This window comes from Bartonella sp. AC62GZZY (genome assembly GCF_042196525.1).
In the GTDB taxonomy this organism is placed as follows: Bacteria; Pseudomonadota; Alphaproteobacteria; order Rhizobiales; family Rhizobiaceae; genus Bartonella.
In genome coordinates, this window is sequence record NZ_JBHIQN010000018.1 from 1 (window position 1) to 19,728 (window position 19,728).

Annotated in this window: 14 protein-coding genes, 1 tRNA gene and 1 pseudogene; 3 read left to right on the forward strand and 13 right to left on the reverse strand. The window is 38.0% G+C overall.

Annotated features, from left to right (window positions below):
• The 8 genes and pseudogenes from ACFIML_RS08065 to ACFIML_RS08100 all read right to left on the reverse strand — a co-directional run.
• Nucleotides 1–319, reverse strand: a 319-nt coding sequence (locus ACFIML_RS08065; RefSeq protein ID WP_375687850.1) for a phage major tail tube protein, incomplete at its 3' end; no start/stop codon positions are given.
• On the reverse strand, nt 316–1,461 hold the full coding sequence (locus ACFIML_RS08070) for a phage tail sheath family protein (RefSeq protein ID WP_375687852.1): 1,146 nt from the start codon (nt 1,459–1,461) through the stop codon (nt 316–318). The genes ACFIML_RS08070 and ACFIML_RS08065, both read right to left, overlap by 4 nt.
• A 146-nt stretch (nt 1,462–1,607) precedes the next feature.
• Nucleotides 1,608–1,817, reverse strand: a complete 210-nt coding sequence (locus ACFIML_RS08075) for a 2-hydroxymuconate tautomerase family protein (protein ID WP_375607418.1) — start codon at nt 1,815–1,817, stop codon at nt 1,608–1,610.
• A gap of 14 nt (nt 1,818–1,831) precedes the next feature.
• Nucleotides 1,832–3,103 (reverse strand): hypothetical protein, encoded by a 1,272-nt coding sequence (locus ACFIML_RS08080; protein ID WP_375607417.1) that lies wholly within the window; start codon nt 3,101–3,103, stop codon nt 1,832–1,834.
• Nucleotides 3,104–3,161: 58 nt separating this feature from the next.
• Nucleotides 3,162–4,415, reverse strand: coding sequence for a hypothetical protein (locus ACFIML_RS08085; protein ID WP_375607416.1), 1,254 nt, complete (start codon nt 4,413–4,415; stop codon nt 3,162–3,164).
• A 21-nt stretch (nt 4,416–4,436) separates the two neighbouring features.
• Nucleotides 4,437–5,030, reverse strand: coding sequence for an FAD/NAD(P)-binding protein (locus ACFIML_RS08090; RefSeq protein ID WP_375687855.1), 594 nt, complete (start codon nt 5,028–5,030; stop codon nt 4,437–4,439).
• 95 nt (nt 5,031–5,125) lie between these two features.
• Nucleotides 5,126–6,337: a YbfB/YjiJ family MFS transporter gene (locus ACFIML_RS08095; protein WP_375687857.1), complete on the reverse strand. Its 1,212-nt coding sequence runs from the start codon at nt 6,335–6,337 to the stop codon at nt 5,126–5,128.
• Between the two features lie 228 nt (nt 6,338–6,565).
• Nucleotides 6,566–6,814: pseudogene (locus ACFIML_RS08100) on the reverse strand (baseplate assembly protein); the annotation flags it as partial.
• A gap of 780 nt (nt 6,815–7,594) precedes the next feature.
• On the opposite strand from ACFIML_RS08100, the gene ACFIML_RS08105 reads away from it, so the two are divergent.
• Nucleotides 7,595–8,068, forward strand: a complete 474-nt coding sequence (locus ACFIML_RS08105) for a hypothetical protein (RefSeq protein WP_375607414.1) — start codon at nt 7,595–7,597, stop codon at nt 8,066–8,068.
• Complete coding sequence (locus ACFIML_RS08110; protein ID WP_375607413.1) at nt 8,065–9,285, forward strand: MFS transporter; 1,221 nt, start codon at nt 8,065–8,067, stop codon at nt 9,283–9,285. The genes ACFIML_RS08105 and ACFIML_RS08110 overlap by 4 nt, the downstream gene beginning before the upstream one ends.
• 566 nt (nt 9,286–9,851) lie before the next feature.
• On the opposite strand, the gene ACFIML_RS08115 is transcribed toward ACFIML_RS08110, so the two are convergent.
• Nucleotides 9,852–9,942 (reverse strand) — tRNA-Ser (locus ACFIML_RS08115).
• A gap of 314 nt (nt 9,943–10,256) precedes the next feature.
• Between ACFIML_RS08115 and ACFIML_RS08120 the strand changes: the two genes are divergently transcribed.
• Entirely contained in the window at nt 10,257–11,453 is a 1,197-nt protein-coding gene (locus tag ACFIML_RS08120; RefSeq protein ID WP_375686738.1) for a porin, read from the forward strand.
• Between the two features lie 1,255 nt (nt 11,454–12,708).
• On the opposite strand, the gene ACFIML_RS08125 is transcribed toward ACFIML_RS08120, so the two are convergent.
• The 4 genes from ACFIML_RS08125 to ACFIML_RS08140 all read right to left on the reverse strand — a co-directional run bounded on the left by ACFIML_RS08125 (nt 12,709) and on the right by ACFIML_RS08140 (nt 18,684).
• Nucleotides 12,709–13,473 (reverse strand): N-acetylmuramoyl-L-alanine amidase, encoded by a 765-nt coding sequence (locus ACFIML_RS08125; RefSeq protein ID WP_375607411.1) that lies wholly within the window; start codon nt 13,471–13,473, stop codon nt 12,709–12,711.
• A gap of 842 nt (nt 13,474–14,315) precedes the next feature.
• Nucleotides 14,316–16,490 carry an isocitrate/isopropylmalate family dehydrogenase gene (locus ACFIML_RS08130; protein WP_375687859.1) on the reverse strand — a complete coding sequence of 725 codons (2,175 nt, stop codon included), beginning with the start codon at nt 16,488–16,490 and terminating at the stop codon, nt 14,316–14,318.
• Complete coding sequence (locus tag ACFIML_RS08135) at nt 16,487–17,218, reverse strand: alpha/beta fold hydrolase (protein ID WP_375607409.1); 732 nt, start codon at nt 17,216–17,218, stop codon at nt 16,487–16,489. The genes ACFIML_RS08130 and ACFIML_RS08135 overlap by 4 nt, the downstream gene beginning before the upstream one ends.
• Before the next feature lie 269 nt (nt 17,219–17,487).
• The gene (locus ACFIML_RS08140; protein ID WP_375607408.1) at nt 17,488–18,684 is read right to left on the reverse strand and encodes a multidrug effflux MFS transporter; all 1,197 of its coding nucleotides are present in this window, start codon (nt 18,682–18,684) and stop codon (nt 17,488–17,490) included.
• Nucleotides 18,685–19,728: the final 1,044 nt, after the last annotated feature.

Genomic DNA, 19,728 nt, shown 5'->3' on the forward strand with positions numbered 1-19,728 from the left:
CTGTCACATCAATGGAATGTTCATGCTCACGCCCATCTTCTTCAGAGATCACATGTTTTTTGCCTGTGAATTTATGACGAAGACCAGGAGGACCACCAAAGATGCCGATGACCTCAGGGGTATGGCTGCGGATTTTCATTTGCATGCTCAAAGCTTTGACACCAAGACCGCTCACATCAATCTGCATATCAGAGCCCCCTGGTTGATAGGTTTCAGTGATTTCTTCCAACGTAGGTAATTTGAGGGTTTCAAGATCAAGATGGAGATTAACATCATCATCAACAATCAGGGTAAAACCGCGAACAATTCTTAAAGTCATATGTCGCTCCTTGCTGCTTTGCGATAACCCTCTAGCGTATCGCCAAAGGCATAAATCATTTTATTTTGGATATCTTCAGCAAGCCGATTAAAGTAAGCTCCATTGCGCCGGCTGCCAAAGCTTAAATCTTCTAGAGGCGGCACTTCTTCTGCATCAAATTCCACCCGCAATTTCCCCAGTTGTAAATTGCTGTTGGAATTTAAATCACGGTCAAACCAAACCCGCCCACCAAGCAGTGCACCGCGTGCAATCATATCATCAAGAAAGCTGGTCAAAGAGCGGGTAATAGCAATAACATGTTGACCGGTCAGGTTTTCATCATTGGCCCAAGGGCGCAAATTATTGATGATGGTTTTTTCCAGTGCCGCACGGGTGCGCACCACATTGACAAAACGCCAAAGCGGATCACTGGAGGTGGTATGGTTGCCCCATAAAATGCGCCCATTGGAAGCTACTTCTCCCTGCCCATTTTGACTAAGGCGCGCGGGAATAAAGGTCGCAATATCGGCTTTATTGAGACGGTTTGCCTCATGATCAATTTCCCCATCAAAATAGCTAATGGGGCGTGCTGTCCCTAAAATACCATGCACATCTTGATTGGAGGGAGACCAAAAAACACCGCCCCTTTGCTTGTCCCGCTTGATAAACATGGCTGCTGCAAAAGGACTTGCGGGTTTTATACTCACACCTCCATCAGAATTTGCCACCCGTACAAAGGGATCAATCAAATAACAAAAGCGTGAGGAAAAATCTGTACGATAAGCAAGGCTTTCTTCCGTGTTTTTACCCCCCGTATCAAAAACCGCAATCGCTTGTAGCTTTTCTGCAACCTGTTCTAAAGCGTCTGCCACAGGGTTTTTGCCATTGTCAATCCGCCCTGCACTATAAGCCGGTGCCAAGAGAATTCCAGGTTCCACACCCAAATGCCCTCTAGCATGCGCTAAGGCATGCACACCGGTCAAGTGAGTATTGGATCCCACCATTTCGGTTTGTGTCTCAGCTATGGTTGACTTTTCTTCCACCCGCACAAGGATAATTTGTGCCTCAATCCCTTGCGCGCGCACAGCGTTAATCACATCAAGAGCTGTGCCCCTTCGCCCAAGCTTTTGGATTTTCTCACCCTCATGTGTAAAAACTAACACAGGCTCGTTGAGGGGAAAAACTTGGTTATCAGCATCAGGGGCTGTAACAACCGCCCCAAGGGCGGTTTGATCAAATGTTGCTAAGGGTCGTGATTTTTTACATTAATTAACCCTATTGACCTTAAACTCTTTTCAAATACACAGAGTTATTCTTTATTTTGAGCTTTTCTTAATTCTGTAATGGGAACTCCACCGATACCCCAATTGTCTGTCTCCACTTCATCAATTACGACAACAGTCGTTTTCGGATTTTTATTCAGAATATTAACTAATAATTGAGTTGCCCCTTCTATTAGTTGCCGTTTCTGTTCAGAGGTAACCCCTTCATTAGTAATTTTAATATTTATGTAAGGCATAAGATCTCCATAATTTACAAATATTGAATAAAAAAACTCAAATAAATGAACGCAAAAAGATTAAACATTAATACATAATAGCTATGCATTTTAAAGCTCGTATCTACCGGTGAAATATGTAGGCTACTGGAAGCAAAAATAGCATTTATTGATACAGGAGAAAGGAGTTGAGCTGCAATAAAGAAGCAAATCCAAACCAAATAATCCGTAACCCCATAAGCCATCGATGACCCTAGTAAGGGAAATGCCAAACTAAATAGCACCATAGGGTGAATTCCTACTACACTGAAAATTGGCAATACAAAGAGAATACAGGCATAACGCTGCCAAACAGAGAGTGATGCCAATGAATGACTAAACGTCACCGGCAACAAAGGAATAAGCAAATCACAAGTAGATATTAGCAGACTACAACCTAGCAACAACATAATTTCACTGGATATACTGCGTATCACTGCCACCAAAGGAGTCAAAAAATCAACACTGAGTGAACTCACACGCTCAATGAGGTATAGAATGCTCGCCGTCAATGCAATGCTTTCTAGTGCATTCAACCTGATAACTGTCAATGCAACGATAAATATTAGCCAGAAAAATATCAAAAAAATCCAAATTCTTACTCTCTCTCCTTCTTTATTCGCTCTCCTCTCATCGCAAATAATCGGGTTAGCTAGCGGTACAACAGGAGAAATGCACAACAACAACAGACTGAATAGAAAAAGTGGTATCCCCAAAGCAGCGGATGTGAATATTGGTGTTTTAGGCATAGCAGAGAAAACTGTTGCTGCACCGATGCTGGTCGGCATCAGTACCATTGTGATGCTCATCATTCGCATCACAATAGCGGCCAAATGGCGAGAGGGAAAAACACTTTGCTTCAAGGCATCAATCATTAGGGGGATAACCCCCAAACTCATCGGCCAAGCTAGAAACGCAGTCAGTATCGCGATGGACAGGGTAAGCGAACCCTTTCCATAGCGCATCAACCGTTCAGAGAGAAATTCTGAAATACGCCATATATTCATCACATGGCGCAACAATCCCATGGCGAGTAATAGCCAAAAGACATCAGTAAAACGCACAAGCACAGTACCAACATCAGGCAAGTACCAACGCCATATCAGCACTAAAGTACAAGCCAACAGGATGGCCACACCACTGCGTGCATTCCCCTTCAACCACCAGTATGGTATCGTCAAAAGAAAATAACCAAAAACAGTCACTCCAGCCAATGGAATAAGAAACCAAGTTCTCATTGAGATAGATATAAGAAAAATGAATAGCATCAGTATCGCCATTATAGCGGATACGGAGGACATGCGTATCAGGAAGCTTTTTACATCATCAATGTACATTAATTATTGAATCTTTGACTGAGTAGCGATTAAGAAGCTGCTCGTACATGTCAATAACACAGTGCCCTGCATCCCGCAGTGCACGCGAATTAACTAAAGGTCTAGGCAAAATATATGTATAAAAATTTGGCCCCTCTACTGGATTACCGACCACCCATAATGTATTTTGTACTTGTCCTTTAATGTCTATAGGATGCTGCTGACAGTCAATATCAATACCACCAGGATGATATCCTTGGTTGATAAATGGCCGGATAATACCCTGAGCAGCCAAATTTTTGATAAAAGGAGACTCATCACGCAACGGAGAAAAACGATCAATCTTGGCCTTGATCAGCACATCTCCATCAACTGAACTGTTTTCATCTTGGAAAACAGACTGAATTTCGAAACGGCTGGTACTAGCATTGAGAACAAGTTTAGGTGAAGGTCCACCAGCCAAAGTCACGATACCAGCCTCCATCAGAGCCTTCAACTCTTGGTTTCGCTGCATTGGTGGACCGACAGAAATACGGTTGAAGTTTGGATTTAAATATTCAATAAAGTACTTGTGAGATGAAGACGTTAACCCGCAAAAATCAATTGCTGCACGTAAAATATCACGGACATCTCTTAGCACATCTGTAGCAGCTTTCACTGGGCCTTCAACATTACCTGCAGCGGAAGAATGAAGATCTTCCCTTAAATGCTCAATGAAGAATCTTGTATAATCATTCAGAGAGGCGAATATTTTATTTTGATGAGGATACAGCAACGCTTGAATACACTGCTCGTCTTTGGAAGTAACAACATAGGTTTCAGGGTCTAGCCAATGCCCTAGCTGCGTACTTCGATAGACATAACACATTTCTTTAAGTAACAGAGGTAAAAGCTGCGTTTCGAAATCCAGCTGCGGAGAACCATTAGCAATGCTGGACTGCTTACGCAGATGATGTATTGCATCGAGAGTAAGGAATGATGGTATGTATTGCCCACTACTACCCTTTTGATTAATCCCGCGACTACTAAAAGGCAATGTTTGACGGGAGAATAGAGCTATCTTAGGTTCTTTGCCGCTTGGCGTGTAATGCAATTGTCCAGCATTTTCAGTAAAAGTCCCACCGCGACCATAAGTCAATTGCGACAAGACATCATAGCCAGTTAATCCAATTCCCTGCAGCAGCACACGAGACTGAGCTTGTATAGAGTCCAACTTTTCAATTGGATAAGGATTCGAATAATAGTTCAACAGCGCGTTTTTCATTTGGTGAACAGCCACAAACTGTTACAGACTTTCATCATGCGATGAATATATATTCTTACCGTGACCCGTGGTCATATAAACAAAATCTACACTATAACGACAGCCATCTTCCAAAAGAACATCCGTTTTATTATCTTGGTGGATATGGAGATTGATAACCTTTTCTCGGATCTCCTTAATATGAATACCGGAAGGTAAATCTTGCGTGAGCTCTTGGTAAGCCCAAGACAGGTATTCCCCTAACAAACGACGTGATAAATAATCATTTTCTTTGATTTCTCTCCCAACATCACGCTCTGTACGAGAAAAAACACCGTTAATATTACGATAACCTTGTTGAATAGCCCATTGATAAAAATTCGGTCCCTTACGAATAGGCCCTACTCCCTTAACTGTATCATCACCAAATAAAGTAATCTGGCAGGCGACAGTGTTAACCAATAAATGATCCGGCTGATGCACACTATGGGTACCGGTCCCCATCTCATTGGGATCAATCAATAAAATATCAATGTTCCCAGAAAATGGATAATGGGAATAAAGCGTGAGCAAGCGTTCGAGAATACTGACCCCACGAGGACCAACACCCAAAATAGCGACTTTAGAGTGAAGCATTCTGTAATCTCTCCTATTAAAATAATTTGACTTTCACAAAATGTTTCAAAAAGAATGGAATAAATTCTCTCGACTTTTTAGTGAAGATTGCAGATTTATGAAACGCCAACAACCTTTTTACAAAGACAATATTGACAGATTCCAGCAGCAGCAAAAAGGGCTACAGCACCACAGATAACGGAAAGCGTAATAGCATGTGAACCAGACTGTAAAAAACTCGTCAAGAGAGGTCCTAATATTTGGCCAAAACCGTAAGTTAAGGTAGCCAACCCAAGCAGATTTATGCCATACGGCGCATATAAACGCTTAGCTAACGGCATAACTAAAGAAGTCGTCCCCATAAAAGTAAATCCAAACCCTATACAACTGAGAACGATCAGTACAAGAGACTGGCTGAATAATGTCAGTAATACGCATCCTCCTTGGATAAGCAAATTGAGCATCAGACAACGTAATACCCCCCACCGATGGGCTCCCCATAACCAAATGAAACAACTAGGAACAATGGCTATTCCGACAAACGACCATAAGTGGTTAGCAAGTAGTGGGAAATTAAATGTTTTCGCCATCAGAGGAAGATATGTCGCGACAATAATATAACCGAACCCAGCGAGCCCATAAATCAGAGCGAGTTCCCACCAAACGATATTTTCGTGTGCCAATGACTCGTTAATAGCAAATTGAGATGCATCAACACGACGTGGAAATAAAATAAATAACACGAGCAACAATATAACAGATATTAAACCAGCTCCAAACCAAATACTTTGCGCGTTCAGTGATTTACTCAAACCAATAATAACATACTCATTACCCAGTAGAATACCAACTCCCACACCCGCATAGAGCGAAGCAATAACCCACACCTTGTGACTATGCTGCATAACCGTCATAGAACCAAAAATCATCATTGCCGCACTCGCGATACCGGCAGCAAAGCGGATAAAGAAGACCAAGTAAAAGTTTGGTGTCAACGCCATGGCAAAAATAAGTGCACTCGTCACTATAGCTGCACCAAATAGCATGTAGGGAGCACGGGATATATTCCCAACTCTGCAAAACGAAAAAAACATACTCCCAATTAAATAACCGCCATAATTAGCGCTAGCTATATAAGAAAGTTGCTTAAAGGTAAACAATCCTTCATCCAACATAACTGGAAATACCGGCGTATAGAAAAATCGCCCGATCCCCATCCCCAAAATCATAATAATCATACCGAATACAGCGACTTTGAAATAACTCAAATCTTGACGATTATTTTTCTCCCCCATTACTCTTAATCCCTTAACTGATAATTCGCTCATCCGCGTTCTATCTCATCGAGAGTAGCACTTACCTCAGAGAATAAAAGCCGATCTAGCCATTTGTTTGAACAACCAGAGGAACATATTGAGCGATTATTATCAACATTATTGGATCAGTTATATGCATTTCTTCGTTTTACACTCTGCTCCATGGATACTCTTCTCCCTACAAAGCTTCTTTTTCAGAAAAATAATGGCTGAAATTAAGCAGCAATAACAACGAGGAAATCAATCAGCACGCCCCCGTTCAAACAAGACAATATCCCCCAAAGCGACAGCTTCATCAGGTGCGACAAAAATATCCTCACAAGGTTGCGTTATGTTCACATGATGAACGCCCTCAACCATCAAGCGGCTTAGTATCCAACTTAAAGAGAGATCAAGGACAAGCTTTTGCGCACGCGCCCATTCTTCTCTTAAACTCTGCTCCGCTCTTTCCAAAACAAAGGAACCTTCATCCGGAAACAACCAAAAATCAATGGTATTGAAGAGTATAAAGACTACTTTTAATATAGCTTTGTTTTTTATCAGCAGCAGTAAAAAAGTTTGTGTTTTTTACAAAAATTGAATTTATTCATTTTTTATATTATATTTTATGTTATCTTCCTTAAATTAATTAAAAGATCATCGAGTATTAAACTGATAGGATGCATTTTTCTCAAGTGGCATTTTTAGAGAAATGTTGATTTAATCAGTGAAGACAAGCAGTGAGCAAAATTATAATTTGAAAAGACAGTATATAATGTTTATGATCAATGACCTAAATTAGAGACATGAATTGGGAGAGTTTAATCTTTCTTACAGCACAGTAGATCAAAAAAACAGTAGATGAAGTTTAAAATTCACCATTATCCATCATAAGATGAAAGCTTTCATTCCAAGTTTGATTTTTTTAAACTATTTTCTTGTTCTTTCTGTAATATCTAAAGAATATCTTCAAGCACTCATAAGAACTCTTTTAAGTTGTCATTTCCATGATCAAAGTAATGGTTATCGAGCTTCCATTCAGGATACTGTTTTGCAAAAGGAAATCATCATTTCAGAATATGGAGGGATTTATGTATTTAGTCACAATGTATCATGCCCCCTTCCTCTTATATCAGAAATTTAATTCTTAATCGTAATGACGTGATCAAAAAGCACCTTGCGAGACAATCTTTTTAATAAATAAAGTAAAGATGAATTCTGAAAAAAATTTTTAGACGTAAATTGATACGGAGAAACAGTCAGAAAGAAAGGAGGGGATTACAAATGTTGATGACTATAAAAAAAGATATCAAAAAATTACCAAAAACCGATTTATGGATCATTTGTGCTATTTCAGCTGATCAGCAAAGAGAATGGATCAGTGAATGGTGTATAAAAAATAAACACACCTCTATAAGTTCTAATTATGTCAATGATCTTGCCGTCCTAGGGTCATTTTACAGATCTAGACAAAATGATTACTATGGAAGAAACAGCCCCACAAGCAATTCCCCTCAAAAGATAACAATCTCATTTATGAGGCTTATGTTGCTTCTCATAATCACTTCAAAATTGCATCATTTTCTCTCATTAATACGCTTTAAAGTCCCATATAGACTAAGAGGCCTTTTAAATTTTGGGGTGGTTATGGAAGCCTTCTTTCCACTGATCCCTGAATGGGGATATGAAACCGCTATCTTTTCACAGAAAAATATTCTTTTTAGTGAAAATTCTTATTGTACAATCTATGAAACAACACAATGAACAGACCTCGCACCCTTGCTCTCACCTATGGATCCTATAACGCTATCCGCATGCTGATCGGCGTTTACCATGCGATTTTTTTAATGTCCATGGGAGTTAGTCTGGCGCAATTAGCTCTGCTTCAGGTTGTCTTTTCCACCACCATTCTGCTACTTGATTTTCCCTGCGCTGTTTTATCTGACAGATATCGGCGTAAATATTCCGTTATGGCTGGGGTCTTTATGACAGGAGTATTTTATCTTCTATGCCTTCAAGCTCCCAATATGACGGCACTTATTATTGCGCAAATTCTCTATGCAGCGGGCATTTGTATCATTGTCAGCGCCATTGACGGATGGATTTACCATTCTCTAGGCGATAAACAGGATCACTTTTCGCATTATGCTCATCTCTACCACCAAGTTAACTCTTTCGGAAGTATTCTCAGTGGGATTGTAGGCATTGGAACGATCTACTACTCTGGACGATATTTTATGGGATATATCATCTCATGCCTCATGATGGGATTTATTTTTTTGATATTCCTTATTGTTCCTGAAGAAAAGAAAACAACAATCGAAACGTCCAAAACAAAAACAATCTTGCACAATGCCAAGGAAACGCTTTGGATATTTCAAAACACAGTAGGAGGAGCATGGTTTATTTTCCTCATGTGCCTTTTTAGCGCTGGTATTCAGATTATTTATCATTTCTGGCAACCAATAATACTTTCAGGGGGAAAAATTCATCACCTCAACGGTTCGCAAATGCTCATCTTGATGTGCTGCCATATTGGAGCCTTTTCAGCACAATATTTTTCAAATTTACTGATGTCTAAGTATCATGTTCTTGATAAAAAATATAAGAATTCTATAAAACACTTTTCCTTCTTTTCTGCTCTGATGTGCATAGCGCTCTATTTTTCAGTTCATAGCCATCAAACTGCTGCATCAGTCATCGCCTTCTCTTTAATCCATGGATTTATTTGCACTGTACCGATCGGTGCAAAAAGCTTATTTTTTTCAGAACTTAACCAAAAACAAACGCAGCATATTTCCGGTGTTGTTGGTGCTGTCTCTTTTAGCGGAAGAATATTTTCAATTACAGTATTGAGTATTATTTCTTTTCTTCCGGCAAAAGTTTCTCCATCTTACTACCTAATATTACCGACCATTACTTTTTTCATGTGTGGTTTGGTTGTCATGAGATGGATGAAACACTCTCAAAAGTCTCTATGAGAGGAAAATTTTTAAATTACCACTCACAATGTTTTTTTCTAAAAGCATTGACACATTCAACTTTCAATATACAATGCAAATATAAAGTAACACGTTGATTTATAATGATAATATGCCAAGCGCGAATATTGTAAGATTCTTTCTTTTCAAATCTGCTTTATGGTTGAAACAATCAAAATCATTTGCTTGCACATCATAAGCAAAGAAAGCCGTATAAATAAAAACGATTTAGAAAAGAAAAATGCCTTTTATGAACTCTCATAGTCAAAATCTATAACAACAGGAAAGCAGATATATAATATGCCTCTTTGCATCTTCATAAGTATACAAATAGTGTGGCTTTATAAGGCTTTATACGCCTCACAGAAACTTTTGCGTTTTATACCATACGAGTTGGCGTCGCAAAATGGGCTTATACACATTGCAAAGATATCTCTTTAAAACAAGCGCATAAATTGGCAACACAAGTGTATTTGTGTTTAGAACATACTTTTTATATGAGAGGCATAATCCCAACGGGATAAACAGAACTCCTACACACAATCGACTGCTTTTATAACAATAGATGGCGGAGAGGAAGAGATTCGAACTCTCGAGAGCCTTTTGAGCCCTACTCCCTTAGCAGGGGAGCGCCTTCGACCACTCGGCCACCTCTCCGACAAAGAGGCATAAATGGTATCAACAGAAAGTTCAAGACTTTTTCGATTTTTTTCCCAAATATCTGAAAATTTTTCTCCTATTGATCCCATAGGGACCAAAAGTTAATAAAACAAAAATTGTGTCTTTTTTACCACAGCATCTCGAATAGTACATGCATATATTACAAAAAGGTAATTTCATATTTAAAACTCTAAAAAGATTAGTTATAGCTAAGATGACAAGTGCTGCGTATTTACTTATGTCTTTGTCCTTAATGCGTTAGGAAAATAGTACTCTTTAGAAGAAATTTAACCGGACCTCGGAGATCCTATATGAATATTAAATCCCTTTTTTTAAGCTCTACAACAGCTTTTTTAGCTGTTTCTGGAGCTCATGCTGCTTCAACAGTTATCCCCGAACCCGAACCTGTAGAATATATTCGCGTTTGTGATGCCTACGGAAAAGGATATTTTTATATCCCTGGAACAGAAACCTGCATGCGTTTATCAGGAAATGTTCGTACTGATTTTATAGGCGGTGATAATATCGATGCAACAACCGAAACTGAACTAAGAGACAAAAGAAAAACCTATGGCGCAGCATCACGGCTCACCCTTGTTTTTCAAGCAGCTTCGGAAACAGAAATGGGAACACTTCGTTCATATGCGAGAATTTATTCAAACTGGGGGGATGGTAGAGACAACGCTAGTGCAAGGCTTGCAGCGGCTTACATTGAACTGGGTGGTTTTCGCGTAGGTCTTGATGACACAATTTTCAACAGCTGGACTGGTGATTATGGAAATGTTCTCAATGATGACAGCATAGCACCTGCTGGCATAACACGCACCAATTTTATTTCCTACACCTTTAGTGGTGACTCCGGTTTTTCTGCTATTATCGGCGCTGAATTAGGCAATAATGCAGATGATCTTCCAGGAGTAACAGGATACTACATTGATAAAGATGGTAAGCTTGCTTCTATCACGAATGATACTCTTCCAAGTAAAGCAATTAAAAATTACACCCCGAATGTGGTTTTGGGTATAAAGTTCATGCAAAAATGGGGTGGTTTTTCAGCGGTTGCAGCATATGATGCTTACTACAAAAAGTGGGCTGGAAAAATACGTGCAGATTTCAATGTCAACGATCGTTTCAATCTATGGGTAATGGCTGGTTATAAAAACGGCCTTGATTACTACACAGTAAATGAAAATGATGAGTTATCACGAAAAAGCACAACAATTTATGCAAACTGGGGTGGTAAATGGGCTGCTTGGGCGGGTGCCACTTACAAGCTTACTCCAAAAGCAAATTTGAATGCTCAAATTTCTTATAGTGCTGTAAAAACCTTTGCAACTTCTGTAAATATTGCATACACGCTGGTTCCAGGGTTTGTGATTACACCTGAATTAACCTATGTTTCTTGGAACGATGATCGCGTTGTGACGGATAAAAATAATGATGAAAAACATTTATTCAATAAAAAAAGTGCTTTTCAAGGTATGATCCGTTTACAGCGTTCATTCTAATCCTATTTAAGCTACAGCTTTTAAAAACTGGCAAACCATGTTGCCAGTTTTTATTTTTGAAATCAAATATCATGATCTTTTCCTGATACTTATTGTCTTGTCTCTCGGAAAAAACCGACTTAATTTCATAAAACTACTCTTAGAAGATTAACCTGATATGCTTGATAAGAGCTCTCCACACGGACGTTTACACTTCACTTCAAATACAATCTCTTTCTTGCCCTTTAAAGCATGAATAACCTCCTTTGCTTTATGACCAAATTTGTCTTTCTTGATAATTTACTTCTAACCTTTGTAATTTAGGTCATGATCTTCTCAAATAAATTCTACACTGAACAAATAAAATATTGAAAAAAACAAGACATCATTGTGTTTTTGATATGCCTGAATATGTCTTCTATCAACACTCTAAAACACAACGTTTTATAACACTGCTTCATTAAAAAACTTAATCATCAAGAAACATGCTGTCAAAACGATGCAAACATCCCCTAAAGCAATAAAAGAGCAAAGAGATATATCTTCAAAAAATAAATTGACCTCTTCCCCTTCTAAAGAATAGCCCCCCTAACAGTAGCAATTTGTAAATGCCCTTATTTTTAATGAATCTGCATCACATTGATTTATAATCATAATTTATAATTTATAATTTTGCATGTTTCAATTAACCAAAACCTTTCACTTGTACACGATAAACGGAGAGAGCCGTGTGAATAAAAACGAGTATAGAAAACCCTTTTATGTATCGTTTTAAGTTCCAAGGGCTGTAGTAACATTGAGATCTGACAAAGAAGTGTACGATAATGCTAGGCACTTTTATTAAGAATAAAAATGAGGATACACTTCATAGAGGATTTTAGATTATATTCTCTATGAACGTCGCTGTAAAATATATGTTGTGATACACACTAAAAAACATTTCTTTAAAACAAGCATGGAAATATACAATACAAGTCCATTTTATTTGAAGCGTTTTATCCTGTGTAGGGCACATGTCATCATATACGCAACATCTTGGCTTTATGCGTTTTTAAAGGAAGCGAAATATAAGACAAAGAAACAATAAAATTTAATCTCTGCAAATCATAGAGCTTTCAGAGTTATGTTTCCATAAAACGCCTTATACCGTACAGGGGATCTTTACACGATTAATGTCCTTTTTACATAAAGCCAACTGGTAAAAAGCAGCCTTTCCTGATAATAAAAAGGCTTGCACGTAATCATAAGCCATATTTTCAATTAAAACGCATTGAATTCATGGAAAATATTTATCAACCAATGCATAAAGAATTGCTGCTGTTTCAACATCTAGAATCCCATCATAATTTTCTTGACGAAAATGAAGTTGAAATGCTCGGATCAAATCTTTGTATCCTGTTTGGGTACACGCAACAGAAATATCATATCCATAGCATTTTAGCTTCGCCAAAACATCTTCTTTTGGTGGAAAATTTTTAGAGAATTGCTCTTGATAATGACTTTTTAATTCGTCATCATACCACGCTCCTATACCTTCCCTATAAAGTTCTTTCCATGGAAAAGCTGCTCCTGGATCACTTTTTCTTCCAATGGCAATATCACTATGTCCCACAACATCTGTTGGCATAATATCGGGATACCGTTGAAGAATATTCAAGGCAAGTTCCTTAACAGCATCAATTTGTATTGGATTATAAGGAGGAAACACCCCCTTCCCATCATGATAAGTCGCTAAATTAACGATTTCAATCCCGATAGATGCATCATTGAGATGACTATGCCCAGCCCATGAACTCACACCCGCATGCCATGCACGCTCATTTTCATCAACCAGATTAAAAATACGCATATCCTTAAAGCCTGCCTCACGATATGTCTGCTCTGAAGGATCAGGAACAAGATAGTGTGCACTAACCTTTTCTCCTGTAAGCGCCATAATCGAGGCTTTAAAATCAATAGCCGTATAATGCATAACGAGAAAATGAACGCGACGACTAAAACTCTTGACAGAACGATAACTGTTGTAATCAATCTGATACATAAAAGCCCTTTCTTTTTTGCTTAAAAAGACCACTGCGCATCACAACATATTAGGATACGAACTGTTAAAAAATGCAATAAACTCCCTATCTAGATACTAAGAATTACGACTAAAATTTGTTCATCAAAAACATTGACACTCTTATCAACAATTAAGACACATTTTTATTTCTCTCCCACACACGCATAAAATGTTTTTAACCACATTAAATATTTTTCCCAAAAAAATTCACAAATGACCAATCAAAAAGAAAACAAAAGCGTAAAATGATCACTCCTTAAATCTTCACGTCTTACAGAAAAATAGTTCGTCCTGTTATAAAATTGAAAAATATAGCCCCTCGGAAGTGAACCCCCAACGATCATGCAATCACACAAAAACTTAAAGGAAAAATTTTATGAGCTCTTTACAGCAATTTATTATCAGATAACAGAACGGCACATGTTCGCAATAAACTCTTCACGGACATATTGTTCAATAAAGTTTGCAAAGCTTTCCTGTAAATAACATAACCTCTTGTTTTTTCACAACATCTCTGTTTGATTTACAAAGAATCTCAATTATTTACAACGCTTAAGGCACACGAAGTCTCTGGATTCCTTGTCATAGGCTCTATAAAATGTAACATATTGATTTATAATAATAATTAATCATTATAAATATTAAATGTAGCGAGCCTAATATCGTTAAGTTTTTCTTAATTTTGAATCAATCAAAGTCATTCATTTACGCATCAAAGAAAATTTACCCTATAGACAAAAAACCCTGAAGAAAAAGATCAAAATACTTCTTATAATAGAATGTTCAATAATTTAGGCAATATTTTACATCCCCATAGAGGTTCATTTTTTCTTCTCCATTTTCAAATATCTTTTTAAAACCAACCAAGCGGCATATTCTTGTAAGACGACACCTAAAAGTGGTCGCGTATAGGGAAAAGTTATACGATCATCACCATAACCTTTCATCCGTATAGTTATGGTAGCATGTCCAAGGCTTTCTGCTTGATTTTCTAATGTCTCCAAAGAAGGCTCTAGGCTCACTTCAACCTCAAGCAGTGGAATATCTTGTTTACCTTTTTCTATGGGCTGAAAATATTTTAAAAGCAGCGGATCATTGGCAGACCAATGAACCTCTGCATGCATCGCTAATTGTTTAGAAGCAGTAGTAACTTCTGCACCAACCAAATATGGACGAAAATGATTTTCAAATTCTTCCACGAAATGTTGTTCCAAGGGTGCTTCTGATTGAGCAACCAGTTGCACCAAAACATAGGGACTTTTCCATAAAAAATGCCGCTCAAAGGGTTCATTTTCAAGATGATCATCAACCCACTGCGCAATAGTACTTTCATCAATTCCAATCAAAGTCCATGCATACCCCGCACGCGATACAGAAGAATATCTCTTCTCGTTGTGTTCTAAATAATTCTCTAAAAGCGCAAGAGCCTGTGATGGTGGACCAGGCAAAACAACAAGCGTACTTCCATCGCAAGAGAGATAAAACCCTGGTGCTGTGCCTGTAGGATTATCAAGTACGGTTGCTGTCTCAGGAAACAATGCTTGACGTGCATTACTCTTATCCGCCGTAATCCCTAATCGTTGTAATTGACCTTTTATTGTTTGCCAAACATCTTCATGATGTACCAAAGGCTGCTTTACAGCTTGAGCAACTCCATCGCGTGTTTTATCATCTGATGTTGGTCCCAATCCCCCACTGATAATGATAAGATCTTCTTGTCCAAGACAAGAAACAACAGTCTCACTGATTTGCTGTAATTGATCAGCACAAACAAAATGACGTGTGACTTGAATATTTCTCTTGTTCAAGCTTTGGCTTAAATCTTGTAAGTTTGTATTCAAATATTGTCCTGAAAGGAGTTCATCACCAATGGTAATAATGGCAGCACGATGAACAAAGACAGAATTCATAAGAGAATTGCGAACAGCTTCAGCCATTTGACGGGTAGAGGCTATACCTCCAAGATCATAGGTAACGGTTTTTCCAGCACGAATAACCTGATCAACACTCTCAGACAGTTGTTTTGCTGCATCTTTAAAGCCTAAATGCTCTAAGAGTAAAGCCGTGGTATAAAGCATCGCAGAAGGATTGGCTTTATTTTGTCCAGCAATACGTGGTACGCTTCCATGAACAGGTTCAAAACAAGCAATCTCGCTCCCCACATTCACATGAGATGCAAGCTCCCCTCCTCCCATTATACCAGAGCCAAGAGTAGAAAGAATATTGCCAAACATATTTTCAGCAACAATCACACCAAACTGCTCTGGCTTGGTTGCAATCCACAAAGCAACCGCATCAACATCATGAATATCTGATTCAATTTCCGGATAGTTTTGCGCAATTTTCTCAAAAATTTCCTGAGCAAACTGACCACTTTCTCGCAGAACATTGGGCTTATCAGCAAAAGTAACCCGCCCAAACCCATGTCTGCGTGCATACGAAAAAGCATATTCAAATAACCGTTCTAAACCAAAGCGTGTCTGCAAACGAACTGTCCACGCGGCCTCCTCAAGCCCATATTTTGTCAAATTTGGATGTTTTAGCCAAACGGCTGTTTCAGGAGGAATACCCCGAAAATCCAATCCAGCATAAAGGCCTTCACTATTTTCTCTGATAACACAAAAATGAAAAGGACGTTGGGGACCAAAGATGTATCTTACAGGACATATATTCGCAAACAAACCTAACTTTTGGCGAAGTTGAAGTGCGGGAGAAACATAGCCAAGGTTTTTCTCTTTTAAATGCGGAGCAAGTTCTTTTAAAGCCGCTTCTTTTCCTTTACTGGTCACAGCACCAAGTAAAATAGCATCACTCTGAGTAATTTTTTGCCAAGTCGCTTGAGGAATAGGATCTCCTTCCTGTTTCCAACATTCAAAACCAATATCACCATAAGTCAATTCAATCGGCAATTGGAATTGCTCTAAGACCATCAGCGCAGCATCACAAACCTCTGATCCTATCCCATCACCAGGTAATACAAGTACTTTCTTTTTCATAGTCCCTCCAGCCACTCATCAATAACTGCATCCATCATAGTAGGATTATCCTCCCATAAACGCGTACCAGCACCAGAAACAATCTTATATTCATGGTTCAGATTATGACTTTTCGTCTGATTATCTACCGTTGCAAGTTGCGACTTTTCTCCCACTAAAGCTAAAAACTTCCCCTTATACTTAACTATTTCATCTCTAGCATCTATTTCTAATAAGAGTTTAAACCCTCTTGTCATGCGTTCAATTGCCACGCTTTTTTTTTCATCAGGAATCTCCAATAAGGCTCTTTTTTTCATAATGCCAGAAGGATGCATAAAACCATTGAGTATTTCCAAAGCCCCCGATAAATCATTATTTTCTAAGGAGGCAAGAATATCTCCAAGGCGCCGTTGCAAAACCTTATCTGGATAGCCAGGTGCATTCACAGCAAGCACAGCTTGAACATTGGGAAGCTGTACTGCCAATATTTGTACCAATGTTCCAGCCATAGAAAATCCTACCAACACCGTAGGCTCTTTAAAATAGCTTTTAAGTTTTTCTGTCATAAAAGATAAAGTCTCTACAACAGAATGATTGAGAACATGAGAACTCTTAGGAAAAAGAGAGAGTGTGTCCAGCAGAGTGACAGGGAATCCTTTTGTTGAACATAGCGTTGTCAATGGAGAACAAAAGACACCATCATCCCAAACTGGCATCACAGGAGAAAGAATAATAATAGGAAAGCGCATTGCTCAATTTTTCCCCCTATTTTAAAACATGCATTCAGGCAGAAACTCTTCCCACCCACTATCATGAAAATACAGATATGTTGAAATTCTAAACTCATAAGCTTCCCCCCCGTAATCAGTGATTTGTTAAACGCACACTAAGCCTGTGATAAATTTAACCCCACGCAATCAAACAACTTCATAAAAAAATTCATCTAATGTACAGGTGCCCCCATTTGTATAAAACATCAAAAGCATTTCCGCATAATGCTTTCTTTTTATCATTTTACTCAGCTTATTTCTGAAATCATAAAAACACGGGCATTTCGAATATAAATGATAAAACCAATGAGACAACACCCTGCTAACAAAGTTGCCATAGCCCGTGGGCTATGACCAGAGATTTTTCCGATAACCGCTGCACTGAGTGCCGCACTGCCTAATTGCAAAGACCCCATAACACCAGAAGCCGCTCCCGCAGCTTGCGGATGCGATGAAATAGCCAACGCTGTTCCTAACGGTAATAAAAAACCATTGCCAAAAGTAAGAACAGCAATAGCGATAAAACTTGTCACAAGGGGCCATGGGCTTAGATACATCTGCAAAGCAAAGAGCATGCCTCCTATAACAAAAATAATGTACCCTCGACAGACAGTTTTTTCCATAGATTCGCGTTCGAAAAACCATCGCGCTAAAAGATTTCCCAAAATATAGGGTAATGAAACACCAATATAGGTATAACTAATGTATATCGGCGAAAGCCCCAAAGTCGTGAGTAAAAAAGGCGACTCCACAATATAAGCAAAATAGGCTGCGTAAGAAAAACACGGAATAAGTGCATAAAAAATAAATTGTTTATTTCTAAGAACGCCTAGATATCCCTTCATAAATCCTATAGGAGAAAAATGCTGCCGTTTTTGAGGGGGTAGAGTTTCGCTTAGCACAAAACAACATAGCAACATGGTCAAAAATATAAAAAAGCTTAAAAAGATAAAAGTTGCCTGCCAATGAAAAGCTTGTATCAAAAGTCCACCAATGAAAGGTGCAAGTGCTGGTGACATTCCAATAAAAGGAAAAACAATCAAATAAAGTTTTCCAGCCGCTTTTTTATCCAACAAATCATTGATAATTGCACGACTTAAGACAAGTCCCGCACAAGCACCCAGACCTTGCAAGAAACGTAACACAAGAAAAGCGTGAATATGAACCGTATAAATCACACCAAGTGTCGTAAATAACCACACGAATAAGCCCAATAGAAGTGTTTTTTTACGCCCAAAATTATCACTCAGCGGCCCATAAATGAGCTGCCCAAGTGCCAATGCCAACAAAAAAACCGCCACTGCACTTTGAATTTGAGATTGTGTCACTTGATAATATTGACGCATATCGCCCAGTGCCGGTAAAAAAATATCGGTAGAAATCAGCCCTCCTGTTGATAAACATACGATAAGTATAATGAATGGTAATGTATATTTATGTTTCATCAGGAAAGTCACACTTTTTATTTAGGTATTAAATATTATTTAATTAAATATAATTATATTTTATGCTTATATATGCAAATAATAATTATTAAAAGTGTTATTATTTTACTTTATAAAAATATTATTTTTTTATAGACAGCATTTTATTTTACAAACTTCACGAGCTAAAAAGTTACCCCCTAAATAAGCTCTCCTATACAAATACTTTGCCGTAATATTCCGTTGCTTTTTTCATTGATATTATAAGCAAAAGCATAATCTCTCTCTCCACGGCAACAGTCTCACTTTCTATACAATATCCATCAACGTTGATCGACAAAACGTAAAGCAGAAAAACAATCTCTAACGTATCTACCCCAAAATCACTATGGTGGCACATAACACAACAATAGCTTGAAGCCCCTATCAACACAAATAATTATGGAAAAAATCTTGATCTATCCCCTATACCATAAAATATAATGCTTTCTCTGCAAACCAACTCACAACCAAATATATCTTACTCATTTCATAAAACTCTTCATCTAAGATAAATATCAAAAAATTACCGTGTAACATATTAACAAATATGATGTCATAACAATTCAATAAGCTTTTTATTTAACTTAATCCATAATCTTTTATAACACTATGAATGAACGTTACTGATATTTATTTTTATCTTTAAATGCGCCTTCTAATCTCATTTTATAAATATTCTTCCCATAAAAACAGTAACACTTTTATAAAAATAAGCAGATATACCCCCTACTTTATAAGCTAGAAACCAATAAACGATAGTATACAATTTTTTTAAATTATTCTCTCTCATGAGAAATTCTATGATAATATGATAATAGTATACGGATAGACCGCCTTTTTTCAGACATAAGTGAGGTCTTTTGAATTGTATAGCCACATTTTACTTCTCATAACAAACATTTGTTTAAAGTATTTTCCTATTCCTTTTTGGCTCATATCTATTCCTTTTTGGAACATAATTAGCAAAAAGGCATTGTATCTCCAGCATATTCAAGGAGATAAAACATGGAAACTCGCATTCCT

What these genes read in the sequence shown, in the direction of transcription:
- ACFIML_RS08075 (WP_375607418.1), bottom strand. Translation starts at nt 1,817, where the DNA reads ATGCCTTACATAAATATTAAAATTACTAATGAAGGGGTTACCTCTGAA.
- ACFIML_RS08130 (WP_375687859.1), bottom strand. Translation starts at nt 16,490, where the DNA reads ATGAAAAAGAAAGTACTTGTATTACCTGGTGATGGGATAGGATCAGAG.
- ACFIML_RS08095 (WP_375687857.1), bottom strand. Translation starts at nt 6,337, where the DNA reads ATGAGCGAATTATCAGTTAAGGGATTAAGAGTAATGGGGGAGAAAAAT.
- ACFIML_RS08120 (WP_375686738.1), top strand. Translation starts at nt 10,257, where the DNA reads ATGAATATTAAATCCCTTTTTTTAAGCTCTACAACAGCTTTTTTAGCT.
- ACFIML_RS08085 (WP_375607416.1), bottom strand. Translation starts at nt 4,415, where the DNA reads ATGAAAAACGCGCTGTTGAACTATTATTCGAATCCTTATCCAATTGAA.
- ACFIML_RS08125 (WP_375607411.1), bottom strand. Translation starts at nt 13,473, where the DNA reads ATGTATCAGATTGATTACAACAGTTATCGTTCTGTCAAGAGTTTTAGT.
- ACFIML_RS08110 (WP_375607413.1), top strand. Translation starts at nt 8,065, where the DNA reads ATGAACAGACCTCGCACCCTTGCTCTCACCTATGGATCCTATAACGCT.
- ACFIML_RS08080 (WP_375607417.1), bottom strand. Translation starts at nt 3,103, where the DNA reads ATGCTATTCATTTTTCTTATATCTATCTCAATGAGAACTTGGTTTCTT.
- ACFIML_RS08090 (WP_375687855.1), bottom strand. Translation starts at nt 5,030, where the DNA reads ATGCTTCACTCTAAAGTCGCTATTTTGGGTGTTGGTCCTCGTGGGGTC.
- ACFIML_RS08135 (WP_375607409.1), bottom strand. Translation starts at nt 17,218, where the DNA reads ATGCGCTTTCCTATTATTATTCTTTCTCCTGTGATGCCAGTTTGGGAT.
- ACFIML_RS08105 (WP_375607414.1), top strand. Translation starts at nt 7,595, where the DNA reads ATGACTATAAAAAAAGATATCAAAAAATTACCAAAAACCGATTTATGG.
- ACFIML_RS08140 (WP_375607408.1), bottom strand. Translation starts at nt 18,684, where the DNA reads ATGAAACATAAATATACATTACCATTCATTATACTTATCGTATGTTTA.